Raw genomic sequence first — 14,466 nt, forward strand, 5'->3', positions numbered from 1 at the left:
TCCAGCCATAATTTTGTTCCAGAATAGCAGTCTATAAAAGCAAATTCGGAGGTTGGCTGTGCGTAATTCCAAAGGTTTTACTCTGATAGAATTGGTGATTTGTATCGTCATTCTGGGAATAGTAAGTGTTGTGGCGTTTCCAAAATTTTTAGACATCCAAAAAGACGCCCGTATTGCGGTCTTGCATGGCGCAAGAGAAGCTTTGATGACCGCAAACAATCAAGTTTATGCGAAAGCAGTCATGCAATCTCAAGAACAAGTCGATGGTGGAGAGGTCAAGAATATTGACTTGGATAGCGATGGTGTTAAGGATTTAATTGGCTATTACGGATACATAAAGAACGTAATACCTGCACAAGAACTCGCTGGTTTTGACCCTCAATTGACTATCAATCGATGGTATGGCGTGGATGATGAAAATGAACCTTACTTCTTGATTGGCTTTGCTAATAAGCCCGTAGATATCTCTCATCTTTGTTATGTTGAGGTTTACTACCCGAAAACATCAGGTGGTCAAATAAAATACGGAATTCAAACTAGAGACTGCTAAAACCACTCGGAATGAGCTTCAAAAGCATCACTTTTGAAGCTTTTATCCCCTAACAACCCAAAACCCTTCAAAACTTCAAATTAACAATAAATTCACATTATCTCGTTACATCCACACCTTTCAGCGATACATAAGGCAGCAAACCACACTGTTCCTGCCAAATCGACACATTGTATTGTTTTTCATTTCGCTCAAAAATTCCGCTTGTAAACTCATTAATTCGCTCAATAATAGTTCTATAACAAATTCAATAATTTAAGCAGGAGGCGAAATGAGAATATTCTGGCAGCTGCGTTGGTACTTCCAACTCAAATGGAAACAATATGTGGGGTCAATCCTATTGTTTGCCGTCATTTCAGCCCTTCAGCTTGTTCCCCCTAAAGCAGTCGGCATTATTGTCGATGGTGTGGTTGATAACACGCTAGAAACCAGCACCTTACTGATGTGGTTAACCGGTCTTATTGCGTTATTTTTTGCGATATATGGCTGTCGAATTCTATGGCGTATCTGGTTATTTGGCGCGAGTTGGGAATTAGGCACTATTTTACGTAACCGACTCTATCGTCATATATCCACGCAGCCTCCTCGATTCTTCGAAAGATACAAAACTGGCGACCTGATGGCTCGTGGTACCAATGACGTGCGCAACGTCGTGATGACAGCCGGTGAAGGCGTATTAACCGCGGCAGATTCGGTGATTACGGGTATTGCTGTTTTCATTATTATGGTGACACAAATCAGTTGGAAGCTGACGTTAATGGCTCTTTTACCGATGCCATTCCTCGCGATCATCATCTTTTTCATTGTTCGCATTCTGCATAAGCGTTTTAAGATCGCACAAGAAGCTTTCTCTACAATGTCAGACATGACTCAAGAATCATTGAATGGCGTACGTATGCTGCGTGCTTTTGGGTTAGAAAACCAAGAGCAAAAGCGCTTTGAAGATGTCGTCGATGATACTGGCGAGAAGAATATCGCGGTAGCTCGCGTTGACGCACGTTTTGACCCAGCAATCCAATTGACCATTGGCATGTCTTTCTTCCTAAGCGTGGCATCAGGTGCGTATTTAGTTGACCAAGGTGATATTACACTTGGGGATTTGACCGCATTTACCATGTACTTAGGTCTTATGATTTGGCCGATGTTGGCATTCGCGTTCTTGTTCAATATTCTGGAACGAGGCTCTGCTGCGTGGAATCGCCTACAAGAAATATTTGATGAGAAGCCAGAAATCATCAGTGGCGATACAGCATTAGGCACGGCTCCATTACCTTTGCAGATCAAGATTAATGAGTTCCACTGGTCAAAAGATCTGCCCGCTGCGCTCACCGATGTTCACATCACTTTGGAGCCTGGAAAAATGCTCGGCATTGCAGGTCCTGTCGGTAGTGGCAAATCAACCTTGCTAACCCTACTGCTTCGTCAACATGACATGGACAACGGTACGATTCAATTTGGTGATATCAAAATCAAAAACGCACTCTTACCAGAATGGCGAAACCGCTTTGCCGTGGTCAATCAAAGCCCGTTCTTGTTCTCTAAATCTATCTTCGACAACATCGCTCTAGGTAACCCTGACGCATCAAAAGAAGACGTTTATCGTGCAGCGAAACTGGCTTGTATCCACGACGATATTGAGAAGTTTCCTGAAGGCTATCAAACAGAAGTGGGCGAAAAAGGCATTACCCTCTCTGGAGGTCAGAAACAACGTATCGCTATTGCTCGCGCCATGTTGCTCAATGCACAAGTGCTGGTCTTAGATGACGCTCTATCTGCCGTTGATGGGCGTACAGAGCATCAAATACTAAAGAACCTAGAGACGCATTACCGTGAACAGGCGTTAATCGTCATCGCTCATCGCCTCACTGCACTAGAGGCAGCCGAAGAGATTGTCGTACTCAACCACGGTCACATCGCAGAACGTGGTCAACATCGCGCGCTCCTTGAGCGGCAAGGTTGGTACGCAGAGATGTACCAATATCAAAAACTAGAACAAGCAATGGAGGACGAATAATGAAGCAATCAACAACGTTTAAACGGTTATTGTCTTACCCATTGTCGCAACCAAAGCCGATGTTAAAAGGCTTAGCACTGCTGTTTATAGCCGCGTTAGCCAGCGCGGGTGGACCTTGGCTCGTTCAATACTTTATTGATGAACACATCGCGAAAGGTGATTATTCACGAGATATTTTGATTTCATTGGCAGCGGGCTACATCGCATTACAGCTTATTTCAGCGACGTTTCAATACTTCCAATCGCTGCAGTTCAGCATTGTGGCGACCAACACAATAAAAACGATTCGCAAACAAGTTTTCGCTGGCGTCATCAAGCAACCCTTGTCCGAGTTTGATTACACTCCTGCTGGTAAGTTGGTTTCAAGAATCACCAACGACACGGAATCGCTGCAACAGTTTTACGAACTGCTAATCGCGACGGTAGTGAAGAACGCGGTGATGATCTTGGTAATGCTTGGGGTTATGTTTTACATGAGCTGGAAGCTGACTATCGTGGTGTTAGTGCTCCTACCTATCGTTATCGGCTTCATGTACCTGTTCAAAAAACTAAGTACCGAAAGCTACCGCAACATGCGTGATTTACTGACAGACATTAACGCCAACTTGAGTGAGTCTATTCAAGGCATGAGTGTAGTGCAGTTGATGCAGCAAGAAGAACGATTCAACAAGCAATTCAACGGGCTCACCGCAGATCATTTAGTCGCATCAAAGAAAGTTATTCGTTTGAACGGCTTCCTACTGCGTCCGCTCATGGATTTACTCGCGGGTCTTGCACTGCTCTCACTCGTTGCTATCTTTGGTTTTAATGGCGTAGAAATGATTGGTGTCGGCGTTCTTTATGCCTTCATAAGCTACTTAGCGCGCGTAACGGAACCTTTGATTGAAATGACTCAGCAGTTGGCACTACTTCAGCAAGCATTAGTATCGAGTGAGCGAGTGTTCGAGTTGATGGATGCGAAAGAACAAACCTATGGTGACGATCACCGCCCACTCCAAACGGGTGCAATCGAATTGAGCAACCTCACTTTCAGCTACGATGGCAAACAAGACGTGTTGAAAGACATTTCTCTCAAAGCTGCTCACCAAGACTTTATCGCTCTTGTTGGTCATACCGGCAGTGGTAAAAGTACTCTCGCATCACTACTGATGGGCTTTTATCCAACGAACATCGGTGAGTTACGCATCGATGGTCGTCCATTAAAGTCCCTAGGAAAAGACGTACTTCGTAAAGACGTTGCCATGGTTCAACAAGACCCGCATATCTTACCTGCTAGCGTAAGAGAAAATATTTCTTTAGGTAGAGCGGTCGAAGATACTCAAGTTTGGGATGCACTAGAAAAGGTAGGATTGGCAGAACAAATTCGTCGTTATCCGAATGGTCTAGACACACAACTTGGACAAGGCGAAACGAATCTTTCTGCAGGTCAAAAGCAGTTGCTTGCGCTGGCGCGTGTTTTGGTGGCTAAACCAAAAATCCTTATCTTGGATGAGGCAACCGCGAACATCGATTCGGGTACTGAAGCTCTGATTCAAAAAAGCTTAGAAGTTCTGCGCCAAGATATGACGCTTGTCGTCATTGCGCACCGATTATCGACTATTTTAGATGCCGATCAGATTATCGTTTTGCATCATGGCGATTTGGTTGAAAGTGGCACGCACAAAGCGCTGTTAAAACACAATGGACGATACGCGCAGATGTACCAGCTTCAGCAAGCAAATCGACATATTCAGCAACTTGAAGAGGAAGATGACAAACAGTTTGAGGAAGCTGTTTAAACAGTCTACAGACCCAGACATTAAGCCCGTTGGTCATACTGCGGGCTTTTGTTTATCCCCAATACGGGCGAACCGATTTGGTGTCTCGTTCTTCGGTTTCCACCGCCTACATTTCTAGTTTTCTTAGACTATACCCAAGTAACCTCGAGATGCTAGGTTCAGCGAGAATGACTTGGTTTGTAGACGCGGCGACGATTTAAAGATCTAGCCACTCTAAATCAAGAATCAGCAACAAAGTATACAAGCCAGACAGCTCGCCCTTCGGGAGCGTGGCATTGCCCCGCTTTTTTAATTAAACCAATGGCTGCGTCAAACAACTTGGAAAGAGCTGGCTATTTCGCTGCGTTGTTTTCCTTGACCTCGAATCAATGACAACGCTCTGAATCCTACATCTTGAAGTCACTTGGGTATATAACCCGTTATCCATTCTTATTTTAAAACTATTTACTTTGTATTTTTATGTATTTATTTGTACGTGAATACATACAAAAAAAACACCGTTCAATAATGAATTATCTATAAATCCCTTGGTCACATATTACCGAAAACATTATTTAGAATGATAGGAATTGGATGGATGAGTTTAAAAGCGAATATTAAGTTTATAGCGCTTGCTACTGCTAGTTTTTCAATAAGTTCACAAGCTGCACTATATCAAGTAGTGCAAGTCGTTCCCGATAACACTAATTTATCTTCATTTGGTTCCGCGATTCAAAGTGGAGACATTAATAATCCAATTACTGGACAACCTTACTCACTCGGTTGCTTTGAAAAAGAAGCGAATTGTGATGCCAGTAAATTCAAAATAGCACTCGATGTTCGCTCAACGGCTATGCTAGAGGGGAAACCTATTGATGTATCTGAACTGAGAGAAGAAGTACCTTTTGCAATGGATTCTAGCTTTGCATATCGAGGTAGTGAATCTGGTTTTAAACGATACTGTGACAACGAAAAAAAATACAAGATTTGTTCAGCGTGGGCGAGCACACTCTGGCAAGCATGGTCATTGGGTCACAATGAGGCATCTGAGCCAACAGTAACCGCATACGTAGAAGGTGACCACAACACAGCCTTCCCTCTCTTTAACCCAAATACCAAAAACAGCGTGGTTAATGCTTTAACAAAAGACGCAAAGTCAATTGGGACAGTGGCGACTGGATTAGACTCTAAAGACACCATTTCACCAGTTAAACCAAACTTTACTACTGCAGGCGATCAAGCAGCCATAGTCGCAACCCGTGCATGGGCGACAGATGGCACTATCACTGTTGGCAGCGTGGCGAGAAAATCAGGGTCAAACCACAGTTCTAAAGCTGCAATATGGGATGACAAAGGAAATGCGCTAGAACTCGAATGGCAAAGCAAACGACTCAAAGGCGGCAAAAGACTTGCCCAAGGTAGTATGCGAGACTTTGTTACTGATGGTAGTACTGTCTATGGCGTCGGCTACAACTCGTATCAGAAAGACAACTACATGGACGCCACCGTCTTTGTTGGCGACCTTAATAAAAAAGAAGATTGGGTCAACAAACCCGTGGACGGGGCACAGCAACGAATTAAAAACAAAACACTGCATAGCAATTCAAGGTTAACCGGCGTTAACTCTAACTTCGTTGCGATTGGTGAAGCGAAACGTTCAGGGCAGTATTTAATGCCAACAGGTTCTGCGCCCAACCGTTTATTCGTCGTCAATGATGTAAGAGCAAAAACATTGCGAGCCAACTATTTGCAATCCGGGATCTTCTTTGACGGTGCGAGTGGAAAAATGGGTGCAATCAATACATACAATGAAATTGTCGGCAGAGTGGATGCAGAAAAGGTACGCGCATCGAAAGGCAAACCACGTAGACAACGAGCGTTTATCTTGCCTTATGCAAAAAATAGTAAAGTCAGTGAAAGAGCAAAAACGCTGTTTGATGGAAAAGCGTGGTATTTGGATGATTTAACAAACGGTTCAGATTCAAGCGATACTTCGTCCACCTCTTACTCCCAAGAAAATAACCGATTCAGAATTATCGATGCGAGCGACATTAATGATGCGGGCATTATTTCTGCAACAGCGCTGAAGTGTCATTCTGGATATAAAACCACCGCCAATAATGCGACTTGTTCAGATAAGGAAGAAGTCGTTGCGGTTAAATTAATTCCAATTAAAGGAAAAACAGCGAAGAATATTGTACCTAGGGATGTTGAAAAAACACCAACGAAACGTAATGGCGCGGGTTTGGGGCTATTTACCGCATTCGGGTTGATTATTCTTTCAATTACGAGAAACGTTAAGACAAGAAAAATAAACATTAAATAGGAAAATATTGGAGCAAGTTAAAAACACATCGTAGATGACAATGGTGACTCCCCTGTTTCTGAACAACCAATTAAAACAGAAATGGGGGCATTCATGAGCTTAAAACTCTATTTGAAGTTCAGAACAGGCAAGGCTAATGAGATTTACGCCCTAGCTTTGAGCTTTTGATAAAGACTCGAAACTGACGTCCCTTTCCTTTTACAAAGTCGGAAGTACACTAAGGTTACTTTGGAGGTGTTCAAGTTAAAATCCCCATAAAACCACCTGATTCTATTCATAATCTAAACAATTTTTTTATTTCTTACCTATTATTGACATAACCCCTCGCTATTTTGAGCGATGTCGTTGTAAAATCGCGCTAATTACCGACACGTTTTCCCTCAGCAAAGTGGATTCATTCTGCTTGCCGGGACTCGCGTCTATCAATTTTCCTATTGCATGTTAATTTCATGACTGAAGTCCATGGACCAAGATAAGTTTACTAACATCTATCGCTTGCCAGGTTCGCTACAAATTCGAATCGCTAAGTGGCAAAAGACCTTCCGCGGCACATCTGATTTGGTTCTTCATCAGGTGCTAATGGAACGTAATAAGCAATTTAAGAAACCAAGCTTTTTACCAAAGAGTTGGTGCATCACGCCTATCGATGAGAATGACATCACCATTACTCATCACGGTAAATACATTCAAACCGTCATGCGTACCATGCTGGACAGAAAGGTTTCTTACAAACGCCTATTCTTATCTCGAATGGATGCGGACAAGGGTGAGAAGGTATTACGCGAGTACAAGCTTGAGTGGGTAAGAAAGCACAATCAGATTGCTAAAAAGTACAACCAAATCAAGAAAAAACAGTACATGAACTTTGCAAGAGAAGAGGAAGAAACGCTCTACCCTTCAATCCCAAAAGGCGAGTTCGATAAAGCGTTATGGAATAAATTGGTGGTTTCTACCTTTGGTCCCGAGAAAAAGTACAAAAACCCTCATTACGTGCGCAAAGCTGATTTCTAAAAAATCCCCCGATAATTCGGGGGATTTTTGTTTCACACTAATATTTACCAATCGTAGGTTAAGCTCGCGATGACATTACGACGGTCGCCGTACCAACAAAAGCCATCACATGTCGCGACATACTCTTTATCTGCTAGGTTCTTAGCTGCAACTTGCAACTTGTAATCACCAATACGGTAGCTCACCGTCGCATCCATCAAGAAGTAGCTCGGCACTTTAATTGTTTCAGTGTTATCGCCGTATGATTCACCGGTGTAACGCGCCCCAAGCCCAACAGCTAAGCCATCAAGTGTCCCTTCTAGGAAACGGTAATGCGCCCAAGCGGATGATACCGTGTTCGCCACTTGAGATGGAGAATTGCCCACCCATGCTGCGTTCACATCTTCTTTGATTTCAGAATCCACATAAGCAATGTTACCAAGTAATGTCAGTGACGGGGTCACATTTGCTACTGCTTCAAATTCAATACCCTTATTTTCTACTTTACCAATTTGAGTTAACTGATTGAGGTGGATTCGAGCAAGGTTCTCTTTCGTTGCTTGGTAAGCTGCAATATTAAAGTAGCCATCGAACGTACGAGGTTGGTATTTCACACCGATTTCAAACTGGTCTCCACTTTCTGGCTTCGCAGGCTTGCCTGCACTGTCTTGCTGAATAATAGGATCAAAATACTGCGAATAACTAAAGTATGGCGTAAAACCAGCCTCTGAAATGTATGCAGTACCTACGCTAAACGTCCACTCTTCATTATCAACTTTAGTTCGAGAGCCTGTCGTTACATTGTGAACCTCATTGCTCGTATCATCATAACGTGCGCCAAGAAGAACCGCCCACCTGTCATTGACCAGAATGTGGTCTTGTAGATAGATACCAAGCTGCTCGTTATCAACCTTTGTTCGCTGCTTGTCGGCGTCAGTCAAAGGCTGAAGCGTTGTTGGGTCTAGCAACCAAACATTGTTCGAATAACTTGGGTTGAAAACATCAAAACGCGGATCTGGCAAGATTCCAATAGGCGTGGTTAAGAGTGAATTTCCATCAGCCACCAATGGGTCGCTTGCAAAGTCTTTACCATCAATACTGACCATCTGATAGTCAATACCAACCATGAGGTTATGTTCAACACTTCCCCATTGCATGTTGTGCATCAAGCGGTTATCAATATTGAAAGCATCAGAAGAGCCCTCTTCTGTACTGGCCGCACGCAGGATGCTTTTGCGCTCATTCAAAGGATCAAGCAGCGGACCTAATCCTGGGACGTCAGCAGCATAGACGTACGAATACATTTGTCGAAGGTTGACGTCCATTTGGCTATAACGAGTCGACTGAACAAAAGAAGTCGTGTCATTGAACATATGTGCAAACTCGTAACCAACAGAAAGCTGTTCGCGTTCAAACGTTTCCCAATCCGTGTTCCCGACCGCAAGACTATCGCTTATCTTACCGTTTTTGTTTGGCTTCAATGTTCCCTCTACAGGTAAGAACTGCAGGTATGGGTCAGAATCATCTTTTTGGTAACTGGTCAGCAAAGTAATTTCTGACGTATCAGTGAACTTGTAAGTCAGTGAAGGAGCAATAAGGAAACGCTCGGCCTCAACGCCATCAACACGTGTGCCGTTCTTTCGCGCCAAACCTTGCACACGAACAGCAAGCTTCTCATTCACTTCTGAGTTCACATCCAGAGAAATCTGTTTGCGATCTTCAGAACCATACTCCACCGACACCTGACCAGAGCCACCATCAAACTGAGGGCGTTTGCTCACCAAATTGATAACACCACCTGGAGGGTTTTGACCATAAAGCACAGAGGCTGCGCCACGAAGCACTTCCACTCGCTCTAATGCAAACGGGTCAATCTGCCAACTGTAAAATCCAGATGAATACAGACGAGTTCCATCTTGATATAAGCCACTATTCGCCTGCTTAAAACCACGGATAATAAACCAATCTTGCTTGTTATCTTCACCAAAGTAATTGGTTTGAATGCTTGGCGTATATTGCAGTGCATCTGAGACACTGATTGATGCGCGGTCATCCATTTGCTCACGAGTCACAACGGAAACAGCGCGTGGCGTTTCGTTGATCGCTAAATCCATCTTCGTTGCAGTACGACTCTTCGCACCAAGGTAGCTAAAATCAGGACCAACGGCACTGTCTTCTTGTAGACCAATTACAACAATGTTTTCATCTTCTTGAGCAAGCACTTGAGGGGTCACTAGCACCATCGCAATAGCCACTGCTGCGGGTGTTAGCATAAACTGCCGATTCATCATTTTTCTCCTTTTTTGTCGGCAACCTTTCCAACCTTTTATGCGTCGAGCGAATAGACAAGCCCACACGGGTTGGTTCCGGCATAACCACTGATTTTCCTTAAATGCAAAAACACAGGACGTGCTTTGCTAGCATCACAAACTGGGTGATGAGAGCGATCACCCAGTTCTAGATTTTTATTGTTTTGATATGTGAGGAATGAAGCCAAATCGTCGTTACAGTCGACGTAGTCCCCACATCAGATACAAACCACCAATAAGAGATGCCACCAATCCTGCAGGGATCTCTTGCGGATAAAGCACCTGTCTGCCCATCCAGTCAGCCAATAGCATCACACCTGCACCAAGCAAGGCGGCACATAGCATGTGTTGCGATGCTTTATTAAAGCCAAACAAACGTGCCAAATGTGGCGCAAGCAAACCGACGAAACTAATAGGACCAACAACCAAAGTCGCGCTGACAGTAAGACAAGCCACAAGCAATAGTAAAATGGCACGAGAACGGTCAACTTTGAGACCGAGAGCTTTAGAAGAAGAAGCCCCGATCGGCAAAATATCTAACCAACGAACACAAACAAAACTCAAACCAATAAACACAATGGCAGAAAGAGCGAGCGGGAGCAGCGTGTCCATTGACACGTAATACGTCGAGCCTGAAAGCCAAGCCAATGCTTGATAACTGCGTGGGTCACCCGTTGCCAAAATAAAACTCTGGATGGCATTCATGAGCGCAGTAATGGCAATACCTGTCAGCAAGATTCGTTCTGGTTGGAAGCCAGATTTTCTATTCAACAAGACAATGATTAGTACCGTCAACAAGGCACCAATCAAGCCACCAATAGACAAAGTCACAACCGATGCACCGACGCCAGTAAACATAGCAATGATCAAGCCCATTGCTGTTCCTGAGCTGATACCAATCACTTCCGGGCTAGCCATCGGGTTGCCGCTTAATCGCTGAATCATGGTTCCTGCAATCGCCAACATAGCCCCGGCCATCGCCGCGGCTAAAAGCCTAGGTGTGCGCCATTCCAAAAATAGCCATTCATGGGTAGAGAAAAGCGATGTCCAGCCGTCGTTCTGAACTGAAACGGTGCTGAAGAGCACGATGCCCGCCAAGATGATCAACAAAGTAAATGCGATAGCGTGTTTGTTAAGTTTGTTGACGCGCTCCGAGTGACGAGTGAGCACAGTTTGCGTATGCCCTTGCGTCTTTTGTGATAATCGAGGTAGTAACCAAAGTAACAGTGGTGCGCCTAACGCGGCAGTGGCAGCTCCTGTTGGAATAAAGCTCGCCATCAAACCCGGTAATTGTTGAATGACTAAATCGGTGAGGGTCAAAAGCATTGCACCAATCAACATTGAGATCCAAAGTTTGTGCTGAATCTTATGCACGCCAATCAAGCGTGTAATAGCTGGCGCAGCAAGACCGATAAAACCGATGATACCCACCGTCGCCACAACCCAAGAAGTAATAAGCACCGCTAAGCCAAGGCAAACAAAGCGCAGCTTCGCTAGCGACACACCTAAGCTCTTTGCTCCTTGCTCTGATAGCTCCAAAAGGCTCAAAGGTTTAGCAAACAAAAATGCCACTAGTGCAGCAATGGCGACTCTTGGTGCAAGATAGCTGAAATCATCCCAACCACTTTGAACTAAGGAGCCTGCTCCCCAGATCATGAGTCCATTGAGCTTCTCCGTATTCATCATCAAAATGACCGTACTCAGAGAAGCAAAATACAAGTTGATCACCAAGCCAGAAACAACAACAACGGTCGGAGAAAGAGCCCGTCGCCAAGACAACAACATCACTAGCCCCATTGAAGTGATACCACCAACCAAAGCAACTAAATTGGCAGAAAAGTCCAGCATCCAAGGTGTGAATAACGTGGCAAGCATGAGCGTAAAGTTCGCCCCACTCGCAACGCCTAAAGTCGTAGGAGATGCCAACGGATTACGTAGAACCTGTTGCATCAACACACCAGCAACTGCCAAGCCCGCTCCGGAGATCACCGTCGTAAACACGCGTGGCCACCAGCTAAAATGAAGAAGAACGGAATTTATCGACTGGAAATCAGGCTGCCAAAGGCTTGCTAAACCATTGGAAAAGGCGGTGGTTTGACTCAGATGTAACGCTCCAACCGACACCGTAAACATAGAAAGTAAGATCACTAAGGATAAAGGAAAAGCTCTCATTAGAAGTGCTCCTTCTCTTTTGCCGCAGCGACTAAATGAGCAAAGCGAACCGCAGAGGGCATGGCACCAAAGCTCCAAACAGGATCAACGCGCATAACTGGGTGACCTGATTGTTCTACGATATATTGCCAAAATTGGTCTTGTGCCAACTGTTGCTCTCCACCATGAGGAAGCGGATCCACAATAACGATCTGCGCTTTTATTCCCGCGAGTTTGTCGATACCGACCATACTAAAACCCCAGCTATTGGTTTTTTCCGTCCACGCATTAGAGAGACCAAGCTGGTTTATTGCTTGTGAATACAAACTGTTCTCGCCAAAGACACGCACGTGTTTAGTGTCCATAAACTGGACCATTAATAATGGCGCTGAATCTTGGTCGACTTTTTCTTTGAGTGAGGCAAGCTGTGCCTCTGACTGTTCAATAAACGTTTCTGCTTCTACCTCTCGTCCCAATTCTTTGCCGAAAGTACGAGTGAATTGAGTCAATACCGACCAATCCGTGATTCCCTGCCCGTAAAGATCTATCGTTGTAACAGGCGCAATTTCCGCTAATCGGCTTTCCATCGCAGAAAAATAAGGGGCAATAAAAATACGGTCGGGTTTGAGCTCGTAGATACGCTCAATGTTGGGTTGCGTTCTTAAACCCACATCTTTTGTGTGTTTTGGCAATATTGGGGCTTTCACCCATGCGTCATAATCTTGCCCTTGTGCGACGCCAACCGGAACAACACCGAGTGCAAGCATGGTTTCGGTCTGTGTCCAATCCACCGACATCACTCGTGGTGATTGCGTCTTATCAACTGCATGAGCAAACAGAGGAAAAGCAAGACTTGTCGCCCAAACAAGTCGCTTCAGCAATGAAATAAGCGGCTTACAATCCATTGTTGACCCCACTTAGCTTGGCATCGCTACTGGATACCCAGCAGGATGGTCAGAAATACGCATTTCAATGCCATAGATTTGTCGTAACTTAGGCTCGGTAAATACTTGTTGAACGTCACCTTGCGCTATCAAGTCGCCTTGGTGCAGTGCGACAATCTCATCACAAAAGCGTGCAGCTAAGTTAATGTCATGCAATACGATGATGACCCCTAAACCTAGGTCCTTACTAAGTTTAGAGATCAAAGAAAGCATATCGACCTGATGACTAATATCGAGCGCAGACAAGGGCTCATCAAGCAACAGGTATTCGGTTTTCTGTGCGAGTAACATCGCAAGCCACACTCGTTGGCGCTCACCACCCGAAAGCGTGTCAACAAGGCGATCGGCATATTTGGATGTTCCTGTCATTTCCATCGCCTCTTCCACGATGGTTTTATCTTTTGTACTCAACCGTCCTAATAAACCATGCCAAGGGTAACGACCAAAGCTCACTAAATCTCGACCGAGAATGCTGTCGGTCATGGGTAAGTGCTGAGGAAGGTAAGCGATGTGCTGGGCGAATTTCTTTGCCGATAAACGGTTGATGTTGTCACCATGCAGCAAAATATCGCCATCACTGTATGGTTGTTGCTGAGCGAGCAGCTTGAGAAGTGTAGATTTGCCAGAACCATTGTGTCCGACAAGCGCGTACGTTTTTCCAGTTTCAAACGTCAAATCAAATGCTTTCAACAAAGACTTACCGTCAATATCGAATTGGAGTGCTTTGGCTTCTAACATCCCTACTTCACCTAATCCTATGTACGTCTCGGGGCTGGTGAAACTTCGCTTTGCCGTCTACCTTCCCGTTACGTTTTATAATTTTATTCAACAAAACGATTAATAAGCTTGGCTTTATATAACAGCAAAGATACAAATGCAAACCATTGTCATTATCATTAATAAATAATTTTATAAATCTTATTGGGAGCACATTCTCGCTACAAAAAGCACGTCAGAAGCAAGGGGAAAAGCAATTTAAAACGAAATGAAATAGGGATTGGAAATGAGGACTATCGGCGGCGAGCATCGCCATTCGCAATGCTCGCTCAAGGAATAAGTTAAGCTGCGACGATAAGAAAAGTTGGATGAGAGCCGCAGCGTTGTTGAACCAGTTAATGACGAGCGTCAGCGCCAAACTCTACTTCTTTATAGATATCGGCCAGCGACTTCTTACCTTGTTTGTCTTTGGCTGAACGCTTTCTTGGTTGGTAGTGATACTCTTGGTCATGCAAAGCTTCTTCATGTTCCTTTGCCGACTCTACGAATTCAGCATTCGCAAGTGCTTGTTGGCGTAAGCGGTTTACTCTCTCTAGGGTTTCCCACAACATACTTCACCTCCAAACGAGTTACTGTATACATATACAGTATTATTTATTCCGACCTCCTAGTCAATATTTTGATTCCCTTCATGGTTTGCTCCTCTAC

At 44.4% G+C, this 14,466-nt stretch carries 10 protein-coding genes; 5 read left to right on the plus strand and 5 right to left on the minus strand.

The genetic code is table 11. From position 1 onward, the window contains the following. Nucleotides 1-58 precede the first annotated feature (58 nt). From QMY49_RS07875 to QMY49_RS07895, 5 genes are all read left to right on the plus strand, one after another. A complete protein-coding gene (locus tag QMY49_RS07875; RefSeq protein ID WP_005451816.1) occupies nt 59-550 on the plus strand; it encodes a type II secretion system protein in 492 nt (163 codons plus the stop codon). Between the two features lie 271 nt (nt 551-821). After that, nucleotides 822-2,564, plus strand: coding sequence for an ABC transporter transmembrane domain-containing protein (locus QMY49_RS07880; protein WP_074050361.1), 1,743 nt, complete (start codon nt 822-824; stop codon nt 2,562-2,564). Next, nucleotides 2,564-4,342, plus strand: a complete 1,779-nt coding sequence (locus tag QMY49_RS07885; protein ID WP_017819468.1) for an ABC transporter transmembrane domain-containing protein — start codon at nt 2,564-2,566, stop codon at nt 4,340-4,342. The genes QMY49_RS07880 and QMY49_RS07885 overlap by 1 nt, the downstream gene beginning before the upstream one ends. 577 nt (nt 4,343-4,919) lie before the next feature. Next, complete coding sequence (locus tag QMY49_RS07890) at nt 4,920-6,647, plus strand: DUF3466 family protein (RefSeq protein ID WP_061065830.1); 1,728 nt, start codon at nt 4,920-4,922, stop codon at nt 6,645-6,647. Between the two features lie 462 nt (nt 6,648-7,109). After that, entirely contained in the window at nt 7,110-7,658 is a 549-nt protein-coding gene (locus tag QMY49_RS07895) for an MSHA operon transcriptional regulator (RefSeq protein ID WP_005442115.1), read from the plus strand. A 44-nt stretch (nt 7,659-7,702) separates the two neighbouring features. Here QMY49_RS07895 and QMY49_RS07900 read toward each other — a convergent pair whose 3' ends face one another. The 5 genes from QMY49_RS07900 to QMY49_RS07920 all read right to left on the minus strand — a co-directional run bounded on the left by QMY49_RS07900 (nt 7,703) and on the right by QMY49_RS07920 (nt 14,369). Next, on the minus strand, nt 7,703-9,925 hold the full coding sequence (locus tag QMY49_RS07900) for a TonB-dependent siderophore receptor (RefSeq protein ID WP_061065829.1): 2,223 nt from the start codon (nt 9,923-9,925) through the stop codon (nt 7,703-7,705). A gap of 216 nt (nt 9,926-10,141) precedes the next feature. Beyond that, nucleotides 10,142-12,118 (minus strand): Fe(3+)-hydroxamate ABC transporter permease FhuB, encoded by a 1,977-nt coding sequence (gene fhuB / locus QMY49_RS07905; protein ID WP_005444426.1) that lies wholly within the window; start codon nt 12,116-12,118, stop codon nt 10,142-10,144. Further along, entirely contained in the window at nt 12,118-13,002 is an 885-nt protein-coding gene (locus tag QMY49_RS07910) for an ABC transporter substrate-binding protein (protein ID WP_283313927.1), read from the minus strand. The genes fhuB and QMY49_RS07910 overlap by 1 nt, the downstream gene beginning before the upstream one ends. Before the next feature lie 12 nt (nt 13,003-13,014). Then, entirely contained in the window at nt 13,015-13,779 is a 765-nt protein-coding gene (locus tag QMY49_RS07915) for an ABC transporter ATP-binding protein (protein WP_009699516.1), read from the minus strand. A gap of 374 nt (nt 13,780-14,153) precedes the next feature. Next, on the minus strand, nt 14,154-14,369 hold the full coding sequence (locus QMY49_RS07920; protein WP_005433984.1) for a hypothetical protein: 216 nt from the start codon (nt 14,367-14,369) through the stop codon (nt 14,154-14,156). Nucleotides 14,370-14,466: the final 97 nt, after the last annotated feature.

It is taken from the genome of Vibrio harveyi, from assembly GCF_030060435.1.
GTDB lineage: Bacteria > Pseudomonadota > Gammaproteobacteria > Enterobacterales > Vibrionaceae > Vibrio > Vibrio harveyi.

Excerpts from the sequence above, each read along its gene's own strand:
- QMY49_RS07880 (WP_074050361.1), top strand. The coding sequence starts at position 822 with ATGAGAATATTCTGGCAGCTGCGTTGGTACTTCCAACTCAAATGGAAA.
- QMY49_RS07885 (WP_017819468.1), top strand. The coding sequence starts at position 2,564 with ATGAAGCAATCAACAACGTTTAAACGGTTATTGTCTTACCCATTGTCG.
- QMY49_RS07890 (WP_061065830.1), top strand. The coding sequence starts at position 4,920 with ATGAGTTTAAAAGCGAATATTAAGTTTATAGCGCTTGCTACTGCTAGT.
- QMY49_RS07895 (WP_005442115.1), top strand. The coding sequence starts at position 7,110 with ATGGACCAAGATAAGTTTACTAACATCTATCGCTTGCCAGGTTCGCTA.
- QMY49_RS07900 (WP_061065829.1), bottom strand. The coding sequence starts at position 9,925 with ATGAATCGGCAGTTTATGCTAACACCCGCAGCAGTGGCTATTGCGATG.
- fhuB (WP_005444426.1), bottom strand. The coding sequence starts at position 12,118 with ATGAGAGCTTTTCCTTTATCCTTAGTGATCTTACTTTCTATGTTTACG.
- QMY49_RS07910 (WP_283313927.1), bottom strand. The coding sequence starts at position 13,002 with ATGGATTGTAAGCCGCTTATTTCATTGCTGAAGCGACTTGTTTGGGCG.
- QMY49_RS07915 (WP_009699516.1), bottom strand. The coding sequence starts at position 13,779 with ATGTTAGAAGCCAAAGCACTCCAATTCGATATTGACGGTAAGTCTTTG.
- QMY49_RS07920 (WP_005433984.1), bottom strand. The coding sequence starts at position 14,369 with ATGTTGTGGGAAACCCTAGAGAGAGTAAACCGCTTACGCCAACAAGCA.